Origin of the sequence: Mycoplasmopsis felis ATCC 23391 (assembly GCF_000701865.1) — a bacterium.
GTDB classification, from domain to species: Bacteria; Bacillota_I; Bacilli_A; order Mycoplasmatales; family Metamycoplasmataceae; genus Mycoplasmopsis; species Mycoplasmopsis felis.
In genome coordinates this window covers 36,956-57,661 of sequence record NZ_JNKA01000002.1, presented here as the reverse complement: position 1 = coordinate 57,661, position 20,706 = coordinate 36,956, and the positions used below count along the sequence as shown (strand labels likewise).

Below are 20,706 nucleotides of genomic sequence, written 5' to 3'. Positions count from 1 at the left end.
ATAACAAGTATAAAAACTAAAAAGTTTATATAACATAGTTATATAAAAATCTCTAAAAACTAACTATTTTTAGAGATTCTGGGAAACGCAGGATAGGATTTTTAATTGCAACATTAAATGCAATATTCTTAATTATTTATTTAGTTTACAATACTTTATTGATTGATGCTACTTTAAACTTTATATATATTTTAATAATGATTATTACATTTTGAAAAGTTAAAAGAGGAAAAACAAAAAATATACCTAAATATATTATTTCATGAGAAATATTATTAATTATCTTTATTTTAGGACTTTGCGTATTTTTAGTTTTTTATTTTACAAACCCTCTTATATTTATTTTACAAACCCTCTTATAAATAAAGTAGTTAAATATTTAATTTATAAAGATTATAAATATTTTGGTTATAACTTTAATAATTTTATATGAGGTTCCATTTTATTATCAACATCAAATAGTGTTTCTGTTATAGCTTTAATTTTAATGACTATTGGTTTTAAGTCAAGTTGAATTATTTGGTGTTTTAAAAACATCGCAAGCATCTTATTCTTTTCAGGTATAGGTTTTTTAGATATTACATTAATCTTAATCAATGCAATATATATGACTTTTTCTATTTACTTATTTTGGTTAGAAAAAAATGAATCACAAATCAGATTTGCCTTTATTGGTATGGGTGCATCTGGTAAATCAACTATAATCAGAGAATTAAGTGAGTTTTTAAAAACCAATAATATTAAGATTATTGATGAAAGATTAACAGATGAAAAAGTTTTTTTCAAATATATGGAAGATTTCAAAACTAATGGTTATCAAACACAAATTTTGTTTTTTAAAGATAGACTAAAACAAATCAATGAAATGTCTGATTATTCTTATTCACTAATAGATAGACATATGATAGATGATTTCTTGTTTCCAGATACTTTGATTGAGATGAAATACTTTAATAAAAAACAAATTCTGTTTTGAAAATACTTATACAAACCTTATTATAAAATAATGCTTTCAGTTCAACCTAAAGTAGATTATACTTTTGTTGTTCTTAAAAATTATGAGCTAATAAAGTTAAATAGAAAAAGTGCTTCTGAAACATCTGCAGATGACTTTCAAAAAAGAAGAAGAACAGCAGAAATCAATGATGGAAAGAATGATTTATTTTTTAAAAACATCAATAATAAATATTTGAATAATAATAATATTTCTAATGAACTAAATTATTTGTTAAAGAAATATTCGAAAAAATGAGAGATTTTTACTGATGAAGATTATAAAGAATCAATTCTAAAAATAAAAAAACTCATTAAAAATCAAATATTTTTAAATAAAAAGAAAGGAGGGACTATGAATAATAGACCTAATGATCAAAGATCAAATGTCAAAAATTCAAATAATATTGCTTACAAGCAAAATAAGGATAATAGATCTAATCAATTAAATCCAAATAATAAAAAAACTAAATAATTTAAATTACTTAGTTTTTTTATTATTTGTTTGATTTAACTTTCTTTTTTTTAAAATCTAATTCTTATTTTTTCATATCGATATACTTATATATACAATTTATTATGATTTAATTTCTTGTTATATCAAATAAAGTTCTTTTATTTGATATTTTTTATTTTTATAAAAAGGTAAATATATAATTTAAGTATGAAAATTAAAAAACATTTTACTAAATTAATAAATATGATTCCTATTGCTTTATCAGGAATAATTATTAGTTCTTGTAATAAAAACATAAAAAGTAATTATGAAGAATTATCAGAAATTAAAACACTGAAGGATTGGGGAGATGAATCATTTAATAATATAAATAGAATCAATAGTTTAGAAAATTTAACTTATGATGATGAAGTTGCCAAAGCAGAATTTAAAGCAGAATTCAATCAAAAATTTAGACCTTCTAATGTTATGTATCAGCTAACAGTTTATTCGTTTGCTGATGGTAATGGTGATGGAATAGGTGATTTTATTGGTTTAAAAAATAATTTAGATTACTTTGTAAATTTAGGAATAGATACATTATATCTTTCTCCTATTCATCCTGCATCAAGTTATCATGGTTATGATGTTATAGATTATACAAATATAGCACCAGAATTAGGTGGTATGGAAGCATTTGATGATTTTATTAAAGAAGCACACTCAAAAGGAATTAAAGTAGTTATAGATATGGTATTAAACCATACTTCATATGAACATCCTTGATTTTTAAAAGCACTGCAAGGTGATACAAAATACAGAGATTATTATTATTTTTATGAAAATGATGAATCTAAAGGACAAGGAGTAGATACAAATATTAGAAAATTATTCAAAAATATTAATATTGATAAATATCATCAGAATGATACGAAAGCAAAATATGTTGCACAGTTTTGGTCAGGTATGCCTGATTTAAATTTAACTAATAAACAAGTACAAAAAGAAATAGAAAATATCCATCGCTTTTGAACTAAAAAAGGTGTAGATGGTTTTAGATATGATGCTTTTTACCATTATTTCGGTTCTGAAAATAAAAATAAGCCAACAGATTTAAATAATAGAAAAACAACAAGTTTATTTAATTCCTGAAGAAAAGTAGTTGAAGAAGAATTAAATAATTTAAAAAATAAAGGACACAGTGTTTCATCTGATACTGCATTTATGTTTGGTGAATGATGACAAAGTGTAGGTAATTCTAATAAATATTGATTTACTAGAGATTTTGAACCTGCTCTTGGTACAGTTATAGACGGAGAAAATTATAAATACTCACTTCAACCGTTTATTAATTATGATAATGAAGTAAACTTAATTAATTCTTTTAGTTCTATAAATGGGATCAAAAGACAGTGACTTCCTTTTTTAGATAATCATGATATAGATAGATGAATAGCAAATTATAAAACCCACAAAACAACAACATCACTTGACTTAGAATTACATAAACTGACTTTACAAGAGCGTGCCGGTTATTTATCTGCTTTATTTTCATTATTATCAAGAGGAGGAATGCCTATTTTATACAATGGAAATGAAATATTAATGCAAGGTGGAAATAAAAGCAAAGGTGATATAAATGTCAGAGAAGCATTTTATTGAAAAGATAAAAATAAGAGAGTTTATTTTAAGGAAGCGAAATCACCAAATGATTTAATCCAAACTTTAACTTCAAAAGGTGAAGGTTATGTAGAAGATTTAATAGCAAATGAAAATGGATCATATCAAATAATTTCTAAATTAATTAATTTAAGAAAAGAATATAAATCACTTAGAGAACAAGATATTAAATATATTGTTAACCCAAATGATATTATTGATTTTTCTCAATCTAATATAACAGAAAATAATATAACAGTAAGAAAAGAAGATGAAAATACATTAATATTAGTTATATATAATGATTCATTAAAACAAACAAACATTAAATTCAAAGAAGATTATAAAGAAATAAATCAACTTATTTCATATGGTTATGAAATTAAGGGAAAAGAAATAATTGGTTCAAACGATATTCAATTAGGTGTTTACAAATTAATTAAATAAATACATCTTGATATGTCAAGTTATAAATAAAAAAACATCTTTTTATAATTAATATATATAAATAAAATAATAAAAAATATTAAAATTAAATTAGGATTATGGAAAGGCAGCTAAAATTCAAAAAAATATCGTTTAAAGATCGATTACGATGGTTTTTTTTAGGAAAATTACCATTAGAAAGAAAATACAAACCAAAAATTTTAGAATATTTATTTAATATATTTTCTAATATTTTGATTTTAATTATTCAAATAGTATTTTTGTATATGTATTTGAAAATAGTAAATGAAAAAAATGACAATTCAAATGCAGTAAATATTTTATTAGTATTAAAGAAATTTGAATTCAGAGTATTATTATCGATTTTTATTTTATCTTGATTGGTTCAAGTTTTTATGTTTATGCATATTATGTACATTTTATCTAAAACTGAGTTTAATAAATGAATCGGAATTATTGGTGGAATAACTGGGATATTACTTTTAAGTCCACTAAGTATACTTTTTAACATAGTTGCATATCAAAAAAATGAATTAGCTTTTGAATAGATAATCCATTATTTAATTAATTAAAGAGGAAAAATGAAAAAAAGAAAATTATTTTTATTAAGTTCATCACTTTTATCAACTGCAGGATTTTTAGCTGCTGCTTCATGTGGTAGTTCTGAATCTAGTGAATCAAAAGAAATTGTTGTAGCAGTAGATGGAGTTCAACAAAATTTCTATAAAGAAATTATTGAAAAATTCCAAAATACAGAATCATACAAAGAAGGTTACCGTATTAAAACAATAACCAAGGATGTTTGATCTGCACTTGATTTTGGTGTTCAAGGATTAAATGATCCATTAGTACCAGATATTTTTTATGGACCTCAAGATCGTTTAACTGATTTTGTCCAAAAAAATGCTTTAGTAGATTTAAGTGTATTTTCACCTACACTATTTAGTGAATTAGCAACAAATTTAAATTTATCAGATGTTCAAAGACAAGAAATGGAAGCATTTGGTAAAGTTGTTGGAAAATCAAATGATGGTTTAAGAAATGTAGAACAATTTGTTGGTTTAAGACACAATAAAGAAGGAATTATTTTAGCTTCAAATAAATCAGAAGAAGAAACAAGAACAATTTTTAACAATACTAACACAGATACATTAAAAGAATTAGTTGAAGCAGGGGAAACAGTATTAAGAATACAAGACCTTTGATATGGTAATGGTGTCTTTTATGGGGGTATGGAAACATACTTTAACTCATTATCTGAAGAAGAGCAAGAAGCATTTGGTAAGAATTTTGCAAATATTCTAGCTTCAAAAATTTTATATTATGATGGAACAAAAACAACTTCTGGTTTTATTAAAACAGATAAGCATCACGAAATTTACAAAAAAGGTCTTGAAGCAGTTGCGGATTTAGTTTGACCAATTATTGAAGCTGCTTACATTAAGAATGAAACAGAATTCACTAAAACTGTATGAGGTAGAAAAGGGTTCAAGCAAGGTGACTTACAAGGTTTATATGTAAGTAATATGGGTAATGTTCATGATTCATTAATGCAATTTATGTCAGAAGGTAAATTATCATATGCTTTAATTGGAACATGAGATGTTCAAAACTCAGAACGTGCAGGAAAAGCTAAATCATTCTTCAATGTTCTTAAAGTAAATGAAACAGTTCCATATAAACAAGCACAAGGTTCTTGAGCTTATATGGTTAACTCAAGAAACAATGGTGCTAGTGAAGGAAGAAAAAAAGCTATTACTGAAGTATTAAAATTAGCATTCCAACCAAAATCATATTATGAATACTTTAAAACAGATTCAAAAGTTCCATTTGCAGATAGTAGACAAACTGAAATTAATAGAAGTATTGAGCAAGAAAATTCAAGAGAATTTGAGAGATTCAATAAATTATCAAAAGATTTAGGTTATTCATCAATTTCTGAATTACAAACAGCAACAAGTGAATTTTTAAAACCATTAATTGCAATAAGTACAGCAGGAATTAACTGAAATGCTTGAGAAAAAACAACTGATGCTACAAGTCCAATGTCAGAACAAAATATGATACCTGCATCAGAAATGCAAATTACAGGAGATAAAAAAGCAACATTTATTTCTGATGAATCATACAATACATTAAATTCTTCATTAACTTCCACATTACCATTAAGAAACACAATTGCAAGTCTTTTAGGTCTTACAAATGATTGAAGTAATCAATTAGTTGGTGGACAAGGTAACCAACCATGACAAGTAGGAGCGCAAATTCTTAAGGACGGAGCATTTGCTGCATTATCAGAAGAATATAAAGATAATATTGTTCAAGAAGCAGAAAATGGAGAAAATAAAGGTTCATTCCATATGAGAAAAGTGGAAAAAATAATTTTCGGTGCAAACGGAGATAATAAAGAATCAGATGTTTTACCATTAATTGAAGAAATTTCAAACGCAATTAAAGAAAACAAATTAGAAGAATTACAATCAAAAGTTGTTGCTAAAGCTAAAGTCTTTTCAAATAAAGCAGCAAAAACAACAGTAGATGATGCAACAATTGAAAAAGTAGCAAAAGCGTATTTCGGAAACTACGTAAATGCAGCACGTATTTCATCATTAGTTAGATCAGAATTAGCAAATAAAAATATGCCTAAAAAAGATAATACATCTTCAGAATATAAAGGTCAACAAGTTATTGATGAATTAGCTAAATATGATAAATTGCTAAGTTTTGACAAAATATTAAAAGTTGTTACATCAACAAAAGATTTAAAAAATAATGGTATTGGTGTTTTAACTACACAACCAACACGTTTCGACTCATCTAACCCTCAATTCTCACATGTATGAGGAAGATGAAATGATAGAACATTTGGAAATGCAGAATTTTATAAAACACTTAAAGGAAAAGGTGTAACTACAAAAGAACAATTTGTAAGTGCAATTGAAGATAATTTATCAAGTTTATTCTCAGAATGAGCAAGCACATTTACAGACCCAACTGCAACAAGCGTTATTATAGAAACAAAATAAAATGTATCAAAAATACAAAACAAATATAACTAAATCACAGTTTTATATATTGATGACATTATTAGCACTGCTTACAGCAGTGCTTCTTATATGAGTTTTAATTCCTTTTGGATATGGAATTAAACAAACAGATGAAATCAAGAAATTGTCTAAAGAAGAAATCTCAGAATTAGCAAAAAATATTTCAATTAAGACATTAGTTTCATATTTTGCTAACACATTTATAATTATCTTTTTTATGATTTATATCCTTTTATTGAGAAATAAATTAACTGCTGGGTACTTCTTTTTTAGCATTTGAATCATCGTGTTTGTTACATTAATTGCATTGCCCTTTTATCAAGGAACAGATAATTTAACTAATTTTCAAATAGTTTTAGGTTCACTAGTTTCCTTGGTTTCTGGAATTATAACAATAACATTAATAGTTTATGCAATTCAATATTATATAAAGAGAAAATTTAGTTATTATGAATGATATAAAATACACAAAGGACGGAGCAAATAATTATGGAAGAATTAAAACTTTATAATTGATATGGCGAAACGTTCGATAATATATTACCAGCTGCTTCAGGTAATATAAAAGCTTATAAAAAACAAGTTTATAACATTTTTTCAAGACAAGCAACTAAAATAAAAAATCAAGAAAATATAGATAAAGACTTGTTCTTAAGAGCTAGAACAAAATTACAGGATAATTTAAAAAGAAATTTAGATAGTCATAAAGTAGCTTATAAAAATAAGGTTGCTGTATTAAAAGATTCAATTAAAAAACTAGCTTTTAGTGAATCTAGTGTTTCATTATTAAATTTTGAAATAAAGAAAATCAAACACTCATTAAAAGATACTCAAACTTATGCAAAAGAATTTGTTTATTCACTCACAAAATCTGCAGATGATTTAGAAGATAAAGTAAAAAATATTAAGAAGTTACAAATAACAACTAAGAATGAAGAAAATGAATTATTCAAAAAATATACAATTTTTAATATTTTAAAATTATATATAACAACTTTTAATGATTTTGATTTTGATATTAGTAAATTAAAAGATAAGTTATTACCAATTGAACAAGTTTGAATAGATAAGTTAGGTAATAAATCAAGTAAATTCTTTAAAGAAATCTTTGATGGAATTGAAAAACAAAGATTGTCATTATTAAGACGTAAAAATGAACTTGAAAGAAAATACAATCAAACCTATTTAAAAGAAAAAGAACTTTATCATAGAGAAAAACAAGCAATTATTTTAGAATCAAAACAAAAAATATTACAGTTAGAATACGAATATAAAAGCAAGGTAAGTGAATTAAATTCTTTAAATAAACATAAGAAGATTGAATCGTTAGCTAAAATAGAAGAACAAAAACAATTAATTTTAGCTAAAGAACAAAAAAACAAGGAACTTTTTGAGAAAATCAAACTAAAATCAGTTCAAGAAGTTCAAAACATTAAATCAAAATATAAAGAGCAAAAACTTTTCAATAAACAAAGAGCAAAATTGCAACTAAATAAAGATTTATACGGATTTTTAAGTAAAAGAGTAACTGATTTACCAAAAATTACTTTTGGTTTTAATAATTTATCTTTAGAAGAAATAACACAGAAAAATGTTAATATATCAAACGAATTATTAAACTATAAAAATAATTCAAATAATCCTCTGGTAAAAATATCTTTTGAAACTTATTATTCAAAAACTAATATTTTAAGAAATCAATATGAATTTTCATTACTATTAAAATCACAATTAAAATACTTAATTGGTAAATCAAAACAAAGTTATACCTATGAAGGTAAGTTTAATTTAGAAGAATCTAAAGCATTAAAAGAAAGATTTATTGATTATAGGTTAACAAGATTGAAATATCGTGAAGAAAAAATATTAGCTAAAACAAAAATATTTAAATTAAAAGAAAGTGGCGAGTTAACTAAAGAAAAAGAAAAAAATACAATTTTATTTAATGAAATTAAAAATAAATATAACCAAAATATAAAAGAATTAAAAGCAAAACTTCAAGAGAAAGTTATTTCAAAACAAGCTTATAAAAACAAACTATATGAATACAAAATAGAGAAAAAAGAATCAATTAATGAAGTTAAATTACAATCAAAATCTCTAGCAAATAAGGAAATCTTAAAGACAATTTTCTGAAGAGAATTTGCAGAAACAAAGGTTAATAAAAAACTTTATGAAAGTAAAATAACAGAAGCACAAAAATCTATTCCAATCGAAACAATGAAAAATCTAAGATGATTATCACTATTTTTAGGAATAATTTTCCCTGGTTTATCAGAAATTTTATTATTTAAGCAATATGTTAAAGGTATTATTATGTCTATTTTTAGTATCTTTGCTTGAGTTTTAATTATTCCGTTTGCTTTCGGGTTTTATTGAGACCAAATGGGTGGAATACCTGGATTTAGTGATTTAGGAAAAAGTTTACATGATATAAATAAAGGTATATTAACAGATGCTAGATTATACTTATTTGGTGGAGTAATCTCAGTATTATTAATGGTATTTGTTTTCATATATTTTATTGTTTCAGGACTAGGTGCTTATAAAGTTGCAAAATACTTAGAATATGGTTCAAGACCAAGTAAGTGGTCTCACACAAAAAGATGACTAAATACAAGTGGTTTCCCTTGAGTTATTTCAATACTTGGTTGAGTGTTAATGTTATTTATAGTAGCTACACCTATTATTACATCTGTTTTAGTTTCATTTACAAATTATGGGTATCTACATGAAGCGCCTGGAAGAACTGTCGATTGAGTTGGATTGAAAAACTGAGGATATTGATGAGAATTTCGTGAAAATAAAATGTTTTTATCATTAGGTAGAGTTCTTGGCTGAACTGCTATTTGAACAGTTGCTTCAACTTTCTTACCTATTAGTTTTGGTATTATTATTGCTGTTTTAACTAATAGTCAAAGAATAAGATTTAAGAAAATATTTAGATTAATCTATATTTTACCTTGGGCAATTCCTGCCTTTGTTACTTTAACATTCCTAAAAACAGCATTTAAAGAAGGAAGTGATGGTTATATTAATACCATTATGTTATCTCTTAATTTAATAGAAAGACCATTGAATTGATTGTCTGAAATAAATTCAGCAAGAGTATTAGTAATTATTGTCCAAACTTGAATTGCTTATGCATTTATATTTATGTTAGTAACAGGAAACTTGCAATCAATACCAAAAGATATTTATGAAGCAGGTTCAGTTGATGGGGCAAAAGGAAGACAATTATTCTGATATTTAACATTACCATCATTATTACTATCTATTTCACCAATGCTAATAGGACAATTTGTTGGAGCATTTAATAACTTTACAACAATTTCTATCTTTACTGGTGGTGGTCCAAACTTTGCTGAATCTACTATATTTGGTGAAGCTTCAACTGATATTATTATTTCATGAGTTTATAAATTAACTACAGGAGCAGCAAACTTTGAAGGAAATCAAGCCTTTGCTGCTGCGTTAACCACACTTGCAGCTATATTTAGTATTGCAGTAGGTGCAAGAGGATTTATAAAATCAATGTCAAGGAGAGATTAAGATGATTAAGAAATTTTTAAGAAATAGGTTTTATCAACATGTTTTTGATAAAATCAAAGTTTCAGAACAAAAATTATCACCAAAAAGATTAAAGTTCAACGAATCAGACACTAAACCTCCAACAACACTTGAAATAATATGATTGTTCTTCAATTATTTAATATTAATCTTTTGATCTATTATAATCTTATTCCCAATTGTATCGTTGGTGCTTGCTGCTTTCAATGTAACAAACCCTCGTATCATATCAATTACACCTTTTAACTTTGGGTTAGATAACTTTAAATATTTATTTGAAAATGAACGTAGTTTATTCGGTAGATGATATTTAAACACAATTATTATTGCTGGATTGACAATGATTATTTCTACAGTTGCAGTGGCATTAAATGGTTATGCTTATTCTAGATTTAAATTTGCAGGTTCAAAACATTCTTTAACTATTATTATGATGTTACAAATGATACCAGCTACAACTGCATTAATTTCTTTATATTTATTAGTTCGTATGGGGAACAATATAGGTATTCCATCTATCTTTATGCTTGTTCTAATATATTCAGGTGGTTCAGTAGCAGGAAACACATTTATGTTAAAATCATATTTAGATACTGTTTCGCCAGAATTAGATGATTCAGGTAAAGTTGATGGATGTACAAATTGAGGATTGTTCTTTAAGATATTAGTTCCAGTTATCAGACCAGCATTAATAATGGTTGCTCTTTGATCTTTCTTAACACCATTCACTGATGTTATCTTACCTAAATTCGTTTTAGTTAACAATGATGAAAAAACACTTGCAGTAGGATTAGATATATTTATTAATGCTGAACCAAAACATGTTAATGCAGGTGCATATGCAGCTGGTTCATTATTAGCTTCAATTCCAGCTTTTGCATTATTTATGTATTTACAAAGATATATAGTTGGTGGTTTAAGTGATGGAGCAGTGAAAGGATAAAATGTTTAAATTTAATAAAGAAAAATCGATAAATAAAGAAAAAGAAGTTAAAGAATTGTTACCACATACAAATAAATTACAAGATTTAGAAAATGGTTTTGAAACAATTGATATTGACGCATTAGTTTCAGAAGTTGGTGAAGTTTATTCATCTAATAATGGTGCAGAAATTAAACTAGTAAATCTTTCAAAAAAATACGAAGGTAATGAAAATTACACATTAGAAAACATTAATTTAGATATTAAACCTGGAACATTTTGTATTTTTCTAGGTCCATCAGGTTGTGGTAAAACAACATTACTAAGAATGATAGCTGGTTTAAACTCAATTACTAAAGGTGATTTATTATTTAACAATAAAAGATACAATAACCTTTTACCGAATGAACGTAATATAGCTATGGTTTTCCAATCATATGCTCTATATCCACATATGAATGTTTATAATAACATTGCATTCGGTTTAAAAATAGCAAACGAAAGAAAAGATGTTATTGATCGAAGAGTTAAAGACGTTGCTAAAATCTTAAAAATTGACCACCTACTTTATAGGAAACCAAAAGATTTATCAGGTGGACAAAGACAAAGGGTAGCAATAGGTAGGGCAATAGCCAGAAAACCATTAGTATTCTTAATGGATGAACCACTTTCTAACTTAGATGCTAAACTTAGAGAAAACATGCGTAGAGAAATTGTTAATATTCACCGTATGTTAAACACAACCAGTATTTATGTAACACACGATCAACTAGAAGCTATGACTATGGGAGATCAAATAGTTGTATTTAATGATGGTAAAATTCAACAAAGTGGAAAAGGAAAAGATTTATATTTCAGACCTGCTAATATCTTTGTTGCGAAATTTATTGGTTCTCCAACAATGAATACTTTTGAAGCAATTTACAAAGAAGGAAAAGTATTTAGTCCTTTAGGTAAGGTTGAAATTGAATTAGAACCTGAAACAACAAAACTATTAAAACCAAATCAAAAATTAGAAATAGGATTTAGAAGTGAGGACTTACGTATTCATCATAAATCAGTTCCTAATTCTGTTTTAGGAAAGATTACTAATATTGAATTAATAGGTAAAGACCAACTAATAGCAGTTAAAATTAATGAGGATATAGAATTTATAGTAAATGCTTCTAATAATGAAGAATATGAATTATATGGACATGTATATGTTGAATTTATTGTTCCTAGAATTCATATATTTGATAAAGAAACTGAAAATAGAATTAACTAATGAATAAGTTTAAATATTTTGATTCAAAATACAATTATTTAAGAAGAAAAATTTTATTAGGTACTTTATCGTTCTTCTTTTTCATTATTCTTATATTGCAATTTACTATGTTTAACAGATTTGCTCAAAGAATTGAAATTGAATATAATTTTATATCTTCAGGAGAATCTTCAGCAGGATTATCTATTCAAGAAATCTATAATTTATCTACAGCATATAAATTAAAGGAATTATTTACTTGATTAAACTCATTAGTTGTTTTTACTACTTTTATGATTTTGTTTATTTTAAGTTTTATACAATATTTAATTTATACAAATAAAAGTAATGGAGATAAACATTTTAAATTATTATTTTATTTAATTCCTTTAGTTTTTGTATTAATGTTTTTAATTAATGCATTACAACCAACAGAAGTAACTCGTGGTAAATATATCTTTTCTGAAAATGAAAGTAATTGAATAATTTTTGCTGAAAAAATTTCAAACAAAATGAACTATACAACATCATGAATATCAATGATTTTAGCATTTATATCAATTATTCTAGTTATTGTTGCAAAGAAAAGTTTTGGATTTATACAAAAAGATATTATTTTAAATTCATTACCTCCTGAAACTGAAGATTTAAAAAAAGAAATTAAATACATTCTAGACAATTCAAAACAATAAAACCAAGTTAATTCTTGGTTTTTTACTTATATTAACAAAATAAAAAATATTTTTAGTAAAATATAGAGTTATGTTAAAGAATAATAATAATCAAAGAAAGAAAATAGTTAAAGTTTCTGAAAAATCAGCAATCAAAACCAAAACAAATATGGTAGTTGATTATTTAATTGATTTAATAGTTTCAAAAAAAGTACCAGTAAATAAGATAATGCCTTCAGAACACTATGTAATGGAAAAAATGGACTGTTCGAGAAGTATTGTTGTATCTGCATATCAAAAATTAGAATCCATAGGTGCTATTTATTCTATTTCTAAAAGGGGACACTTTGTAGCAGAAAATTTTCATAATTTAATTAAACCAATTCCGTTTATGTTAGATGTAGACAGAATTTTTGGCAATGAAGTTACATCTATTAAACCTAACTGATTCCAAGAAAAGAATATAATTTTTGTTAATGGCTTTAGAACATTTGAAAAACAATTAGAAAAAAAAGGACAAATAATTGGTCAAGCAGAAATATATATTTCACTTAAAGTAGTAGATTTATATGAACCACTTAACTTAAACAAACCTTTAGTAGCAAGTTTAAATGACCGTAAAGCACTAAAAAACATAGTTTATGAATTAAAGTATGAAAAATGTTCAAAATTAAATGATGAGTTATTAGTTGTTATTACCTTTTGAGGTTATGATAATGATAGTGTAAGTATCGCTGGTAAGTATTATATTAAACCTGAATTCTTTAAATTTTATCATCAAGAATTTTCTTTAAATTACTAATAAATAAATAAAAAACTTTTAATTCTATTTTCAAGCACAAAAAAGAATAAAACAAGTCAAAAACCAATCAAAAAAATAACTTTTTAAAGTTATTTTTTCTTTTTGTTTTGATATATCAAGAAAATAGAAAAGACCTAATTAAATACTCTTTTTAACATTATAATTATAAATATGAATATTCAAGGAAAAAACAAACAATTTTTTAAAGATTTTGATGAAAAATTTGCATATAAAAAGCCAGATTTAGGAATTAAATTTTTAAAAGATTTTATTCAATTAAAAATATGACAACCATTAGCAAAAAGGGTAGAAGTATTAGTTTATAGTCCAGATGATTTATCAAAGGAAGTTTATAAATTTACTTCACAAAAACTTGATGTAATTTGAAGAACAAATATTCCATTAGAATACGAAGGTTATTTTTATCAATATAAAATATGAGACGAAAATAATGAATTTAAAATTTGTTTAGACCCTTATGCTATTTCTTTAGCACCTTTTAATTGGCAAGGAGATGAAACAAAAGTAGGTTTTGGTGCTTTAGTTAATATTGATTCTAAGTTAGCAGGAAAAAAACCTAGAAAATTAAAATGAACAAAAAACAATCATACAGATTCATTTATTTATGAATTACATGTTAGAGATTTTACAAGTTTAAAAAACCAAAATGAATTAAAAAATCAATTAGGAACATTTAATTCATTACTAGAAAATAATTTATTTGATTATGTTAAAAAAATAGGAATGACACATGTTCAATTTCTACCTATACATTCAGCATACACAGTAAATGATTTAAATAACAGTATTTTGTTAAAAAATCAAGGTGATAAATGAACAACTAATTATAATTGAGGATATGATCCACATAATTATTTTTCTATAAATGGAATTTATAGTTCCAATCCAAAAGATCCATATAATAGAATTAAAGAATTTCGTGAATTAATTGATAAAGCACATGAAAAGGGTGTGGGAATTATTATGGATGTTGTTTATAATCATATGATGACCAATAATATATTTAACAATATCATACCCGGATATTATTATCGTGACAATGCTAAACATAAACCTGTTATCTATCCACCTCTAGCAGATGAAAGATTTATGGTTAAAAGATTGATAATCGATTCATTAAAATATTTTGCCACTGAATTTAATATAGATGGATTTAGATTTGATTTATCTTGTTTCCATCACAAGGAAACAATAGATGAATTAACAAAAGAACTAAGAGAAATTAATCCAAATATAATCTTACATGGCGAAGCATGAAAATTTACAGATTTAAACCACAAAAGTTCTTATGTTAAAGGAGTGACAGATAATAACATAGCATTCGGTTATTTTAATGATACTTTAAGAGATTCAATAAAAGGACCTGAACACAATAGCATAGAACCTGGTTTAATTACTAAGTATGACAAAGACTTATTTAAAAAATATGTTACATCTGTTCCTGGTAATTTAAAAGATTTTGACTTTAAAGAATTTAAATTTGCAAGTGATAACTATTCATTATTTGCAAACGATATATCAATTAATTTAGCATATTCTGCTTGTCATGATGGATTTACATTATGAGATAAAATAAACATTACTGCAAATAAAAATGTTTCTTTTTTAGAAAGAATTGAAATGTATCGTCAGGCTTTAATGATGACAGTTTTAGTTCAAGGTAGACAATTTATGTTAGCAGGTACTGAATTATTACAATCTAAACCTTGTGATGTTTCAGGTGAAGAACCAGAAAAATGTATGTTCTCACCATTTGATGATTTCAATGAACAACCATATAAAAATTCATTCCATCCAAATTCATATAAAACAACAGATTATGTAAATGGGATAAAGTGAAATCACTTAGACAATATATTAGTTAAAGAATATGTTTTTGATTTTGTTTCAAATTTAAATAAATTTAGAAATAAAACACCACACTTTAGGTTAGGTACGAATTCTGAAATATTTGAAAGTTTAAAATTTAAGACTGTGGATGTGAAGAATGGTATTTTAATTTTTGAAGTTTCAAAAGATAATAAACTATTCCAAGTTTTACATAATTTCTCAAATTCAACTTATGAATATGAATATACTGCAAAAGATAAAATTTTATTTAGTTCAAGAATTAATTTTAAAAAAGGTGAATTGCTACCTAATTCATCAATCTTAATGGAGAAAAAATAATGAAAACAGTTAAATTAGAAGACAAAATTTTATATCAAATTTTTCCTAGATCATTTTATGATTCTAATAATGATGGAGATGGTGATTTAAAAGGTATTACAGAAAAGTTACCTTATTTAAAAGAATTAGGTATTAACGGAATTTGATTATGTCCTACATACGATACACATTTTGTTGATGCAGGATATGATGTATTAGATTACAAGTCTGTGTGAAAACAATTTGGTACATTACAAGATTTTAAAGAAATGTCTTTAAAAGCATCTGAATTAGGTATTGATATAATTATGGATATAGTTTTAAACCACGTATCAAATGAACATGAATGATTTAAAAAAGCTTCTGAATCAGAAAACAATATTGAACATAGTTATTTTATTTGAAGAAAAGAATTAACAGAACAAGAAAAACAAGCACAAAGTATTTTTGGTGGTTCTGCTTGAGAATATGTTGACAGTGTTAAAAAATACTATTTCCATTTATTTTCAAAAGAACAAGTTGACCTTAATTGATCTCATCCGAACACAATCGCTGCAATGGTTGATGTTATTAATTTTTGATATGACTTAGGTGTTAGAGGATTTAGATTAGATGCTATCAAACATGTGGCAAAAACATTTGATAATGTTCAAGGTAATCCTTATTTTGCTTGATGTGATGGCGCAGTAGATTTTCTTAAAGAATTTAATAAATTAGCTTTTTCAAACAAACCCGATGCATATACATTAGGAGAAGCTTCAGGAATTACTGCAGAAGAATTATTAGAATATGGTTCAGGACAAAATCAAGTTTCACAAAATTACTTCAATTTTGCTTGATGATGAATAGGTTGAGGTAAAACAGGAAGAAATGGTTATGATGCAAACTGAAATTACAAAGAATTTGTATACCAACAACAACCATTCCAACACAATGAAAATATAAAACCACATATGTTTACTAATTTTTTATCTAATCACGATACTTCACGTAGTGTTTCACGGTGAGGAAATGAAGGAATATTTAGAGAAGAAAGTGCAAAAGCACACGCTTTAATGTTGTTAACTTTAAAAGGTATTCCATGTTTATACTATGGTGAAGAAATTGGATTGCTAAACACTCAATTTAATTCAAGAAACGAATTTAAAGATGTTGATATTCATAATGGGTTCAAATCTTTAGTAGATGAACAAAAAATATATAGTGAATTAGAATTTATCAAATATTTAAATATTAATTCAAGAGACGCTGGAAGATCATTAATGCAATGAAATAATACAATTAATGCAGGATTTAATGCAGGTAATAAACCATGATTAAATTTAGGTAAAAATAAAGAATATATTAATGTAGAAAATGCATTAAAAGACAAAACAAGTATTTTCCACTTTTATAAAAAGTTAATTGATATGCGTAAAAATGAATACAGAGATGTTTTTGTTTTAGGTAAATCAGAAATTTCTTTAACTGAAAATGCTTTGGTTAAAATATCAAGAACATTTAATGATACTAAATTAACTGTATATATTAATTTAACCGATAAAGAAGTTCATCAAAAAATTAATTTAGGAACTCAATTATTATCAACTTATAAAGATCAAAAAAATGTAGTTAATGTATTTAGACCATACGAAGGTATTTTAATAAAAGAATAGGAGCATAATGGATTTTTTAAAATATGATTTAGAAAATAAAAGAATTTCCCAGGTGAAGTTCGATAAATCAGTAACTGCAAAAACAGAGAGTATATTTGCTTTAGGTAATGGTTATTTAGGAATACGTAGTGCAGATGAAGAGAAAACTTCATATAACAAAGAAGACTTTTTTGTTAATGGTATGTTTAATAAAGATACCAAAGATGATGTACCTGAGTTAGCGAATTTAGCTGATTTAATGACTAACCCCATTTTAATTAATGGTATTACATTTGATGTTAAAAAAAGAGATTCATATAATAAAACATTATTTATTCGTGATGGATATTTAAAAAGAACAGTTGAAGTAGAAAGGAGTCATGGAAAGTATCTATTTACTTTTGAAAGATTTGTTTCTAGAGATGATGCTAATGTTTATTCACAAAAAATAGAAATTAAGGTGTTATCTACAACAGAAAATCAACCTGTAGAAATAGTTTTAAAACCAGCAATTAATGGACAAGTAACAAATTCAGGAACTCAACATTTTGGAGAAGGACTAAAAAGTCGTCCCACAACTGAATCATTACAAATGGAGCAACACACAACAACAACAAAACGTTGAGCAATTCACAATTTAATCACTAAGTTTTATGTAAATGGAAAACTGATAGAAGGTGGAAATGATGATTATGTTGTTGAAATGAAACGTAGATATGTCGGTTTTAAACTTAAAACTAAAGCAGTTGCAGGTGATGTAATTGTTCTTGAAAAGTTAATGTCAGTTCATACGTCAGTTGATTCAAAAAAATATTTATTAAGAAAAGCACAAGTTAAAGAAAATGCTGATAAAAAACACAATGAACTCTTAAAACAAAGTTATGATTCTTTAAAAAATGCATCAATATTAAAAATGCACCAAAGAGTATGAAAAGAATTCTATGTGAACATCGAAGGGAATGGTCAAGATAGTAAATACGACTCATTAGCTTTAGACTTTGGAATTTTTCATTTAAATGGTTTTGTTCCTAGACACTCTACAAATATGAATGTTGGAGCAAAAGGTTTATCAGGTGAAGGATATCAAGGACATACATATTGAGATACAGAATTCTTTATAAATCCAATTTATTTATTTAACAATCCTAGAGTAGTACGTAATTTATTAACTTATAGATACAAAGGTATCAAGGGTGCCAGAGAAAAAGCAAAAGAAATTAAAGAAAGACCACAAGAAAGTAATTTACATGGTGCACAAATACCTTGAGAAATGGCTTGACCTACAGATGGAGAAGTTTGTCCATATTGAGGTCAAGCAGATGTAGTAACAGGAAAACAAGTACCAATTGCTTCTAGAAGACAAGAAATTCACGTTTCTGCAGATGTTGCTTATGCTATTAATCAATATTACCAAGTAACTCGTGATGAGAAATTTATGGAACAAATGGGTTATGAAATGATTATTGATACTGCTATTTTTTATTCAAATAGAGCAGAATTACAAGAAGATGGTTCATATGCAATTTTAGATGTAATGGGACCGAATGAATATAAGGGTAATATTGATAATAATGCATATATTAATATGTTTGCTAAACATAATATAGATTTAGCATTGAAATATATTAGATATCTTAAAAAACATAAAGTTGGTTTATGACACTTAATTGAAAAGAAAATACCTTACAAAATTAATGTATCTAAACTAGAAGAAGTTTCTGAAAAATTAATTCAACAAGTTCCAAACAAGGATTTCATCATAGCTGAAAATGATCAATTCTTAAAACTACCTAAACTTAATGTTTCTGAATTTCAAATGCTAGGGGATGCAGGTAAAAAATTATTTAATACCAAAGAAGGTAATAAATTATTATCTGCTCAACTTGTAAAACAAGCAGACGTAGTTTTATTATTAAATATATTACCTCATTTATATTCTAAAGAAGTTCGTAAGGCTAATTTTGAATATTATGAACCAATTACAACCCATGATTCATCATTGTCTCCTGCAACATATGTAATTGAAGCAGCAAGATTAAAAATGATACAAAGAGCATACAAAATTTTTAAATATGGAATTAACATCGATTTAGGTCCGGCTATGCATACTTCAGATGCTGGAATTCATGCTGGTTCTTTAGCAGCTATTTATCAAATGATTGTATTTGGGTTTGGCGGTTTAGATTGGCATAATGATAAGTTATATTTAGATCCAAAAATACCTAATGAATGAAATAAGTTAACATACAGATTTAGATATCAAAGTGCATTGTTTGAAGTAGTAGTTGAGCAAACACATTTTAAAATTAAATTAATTTCAGATTTAAAATTCAGAGGATTTATCTATATAAATAATCAAAAAACAAAAATTACTCATGAATGACAAACATTTGAGGTAAAAAATGATTAAAGGATTTGTTTTTGACCTAGATGGTGTTATTACTGATACAGCAGTATTACACTATAAATCATGAAAAGAAGTTGTCAAAAAATTAGGTATAGATTATACTGAAGCAGATAATGAAAAACTTCGTGGTATACCTAGATTAGAAACCTTAAAAGAAATTATAAAATTAAAAAAACCAGAATTAAAATTATCTACAGAAGAATTATTAAATATTTGTGAAATTAAAAATAATTTATATAAAGAATTACTAAATACAGAAATTAATAAAGATTCAGTTTTACCAAATATTAAAAATTTCTTATTAAAAGCAAAATCACATAACATTAAATTATCTATTGCTTCAAGTAGTTTTAATGCTCCGAATATATTAAAAAAACTTGAATTATTTGAATTATTTGATTATATTGTATATCCTGGTTACATTAAAAACGGTAAGCCTGCGCCAGATATCTTTATAGCAGGTGCTAATGGAATTGGATTAAAAACAAGTGAGTGTATTGGTTTTGAAGATGCAATAGCTGGAATACAAGGTATAAAGGATGCTCAAATGCTTGCAATAGCTATTACAAATGGTTCTAATGAAGATTTCAGTAAAGCAGATTTAATTTTAAATTCTACTTCTGATTTAGATTTTGATTTTATTATTAATAAATTTAATAAAACATAAACAAAAGTTTATGTTTTATTATCATTATTTTTAATT

The 20,706-nt window shown here is 25.4% G+C and carries 14 protein-coding genes; all 14 read left to right on the top strand.

The features are described from left to right. The first annotated feature begins 487 nt into the window (after nucleotides 1-487). The 14 genes from T405_RS00455 to pgmB all read left to right on the top strand — a co-directional run bounded on the left by T405_RS00455 (nucleotide 488) and on the right by pgmB (nucleotide 20,670). Nucleotides 488-1,468, top strand: a complete 981-nt coding sequence (locus T405_RS00455; RefSeq protein ID WP_169734320.1) for a hypothetical protein — start codon at nucleotides 488-490, stop codon at nucleotides 1,466-1,468. 189 nt (nucleotides 1,469-1,657) lie between these two features. Then, a complete protein-coding gene (locus T405_RS00450) occupies nucleotides 1,658-3,535 on the top strand; it encodes an alpha-amylase family glycosyl hydrolase (RefSeq protein WP_036429992.1) in 1,878 nt (625 codons plus the stop codon). Between the two features lie 98 nt (nucleotides 3,536-3,633). Next, nucleotides 3,634-4,083, top strand: coding sequence for a hypothetical protein (locus tag T405_RS00445; RefSeq protein WP_036429990.1), 450 nt, complete (start codon nucleotides 3,634-3,636; stop codon nucleotides 4,081-4,083). 33 nt (nucleotides 4,084-4,116) lie between these two features. Continuing rightward, the gene (locus tag T405_RS00440; RefSeq protein WP_036429988.1) at nucleotides 4,117-6,561 is read left to right on the top strand and encodes a hypothetical protein; all 2,445 of its coding nucleotides are present in this window, start codon (nucleotides 4,117-4,119) and stop codon (nucleotides 6,559-6,561) included. A 1-nt stretch (nucleotide 6,562) separates the two neighbouring features. Further along, nucleotides 6,563-7,069 carry a hypothetical protein gene (locus tag T405_RS00435; protein WP_036429986.1) on the top strand — a complete coding sequence of 169 codons (507 nt, stop codon included), beginning with the start codon at nucleotides 6,563-6,565 and terminating at the stop codon, nucleotides 7,067-7,069. A 2-nt stretch (nucleotides 7,070-7,071) separates the two neighbouring features. Beyond that, a complete protein-coding gene (locus T405_RS00430; RefSeq protein ID WP_036429984.1) occupies nucleotides 7,072-10,134 on the top strand; it encodes an ABC transporter permease subunit in 3,063 nt (1,020 codons plus the stop codon). A gap of 1 nt (nucleotide 10,135) precedes the next feature. Further along, nucleotides 10,136-11,095 (top strand): sugar ABC transporter permease, encoded by a 960-nt coding sequence (locus T405_RS00425; RefSeq protein ID WP_036429982.1) that lies wholly within the window; start codon nucleotides 10,136-10,138, stop codon nucleotides 11,093-11,095. Nucleotide 11,096: 1 nt separating this feature from the next. Next, nucleotides 11,097-12,341, top strand: coding sequence for an ABC transporter ATP-binding protein (locus tag T405_RS00420; RefSeq protein ID WP_036429980.1), 1,245 nt, complete (start codon nucleotides 11,097-11,099; stop codon nucleotides 12,339-12,341). Next, the gene (locus T405_RS00415) at nucleotides 12,341-13,012 is read left to right on the top strand and encodes a hypothetical protein (protein ID WP_036429978.1); all 672 of its coding nucleotides are present in this window, start codon (nucleotides 12,341-12,343) and stop codon (nucleotides 13,010-13,012) included. The genes T405_RS00420 and T405_RS00415 overlap by 1 nt, the downstream gene beginning before the upstream one ends. A 70-nt stretch (nucleotides 13,013-13,082) precedes the next feature. Then, a complete protein-coding gene (locus T405_RS00410; RefSeq protein ID WP_036429975.1) occupies nucleotides 13,083-13,793 on the top strand; it encodes a GntR family transcriptional regulator in 711 nt (236 codons plus the stop codon). 171 nt (nucleotides 13,794-13,964) lie between these two features. After that, nucleotides 13,965-15,983 carry an alpha-amylase family glycosyl hydrolase gene (locus tag T405_RS00405; RefSeq protein WP_036429972.1) on the top strand — a complete coding sequence of 673 codons (2,019 nt, stop codon included), beginning with the start codon at nucleotides 13,965-13,967 and terminating at the stop codon, nucleotides 15,981-15,983. Beyond that, nucleotides 15,983-17,617: an alpha-amylase family glycosyl hydrolase gene (locus T405_RS00400; RefSeq protein WP_036429969.1), complete on the top strand. Its 1,635-nt coding sequence runs from the start codon at nucleotides 15,983-15,985 to the stop codon at nucleotides 17,615-17,617. Before T405_RS00405 ends, T405_RS00400 begins: the two co-directional genes overlap by 1 nt. Before the next feature lie 7 nt (nucleotides 17,618-17,624). Beyond that, nucleotides 17,625-20,006 (top strand): glycosyl hydrolase family 65 domain-containing protein, encoded by a 2,382-nt coding sequence (locus T405_RS00395; RefSeq protein WP_036429967.1) that lies wholly within the window; start codon nucleotides 17,625-17,627, stop codon nucleotides 20,004-20,006. Then, nucleotides 19,999-20,670, top strand: a complete 672-nt coding sequence (pgmB, locus tag T405_RS00390) for a beta-phosphoglucomutase (RefSeq protein ID WP_036429965.1) — start codon at nucleotides 19,999-20,001, stop codon at nucleotides 20,668-20,670. The genes T405_RS00395 and pgmB overlap by 8 nt, the downstream gene beginning before the upstream one ends. Nucleotides 20,671-20,706 lie beyond the last annotated feature (36 nt).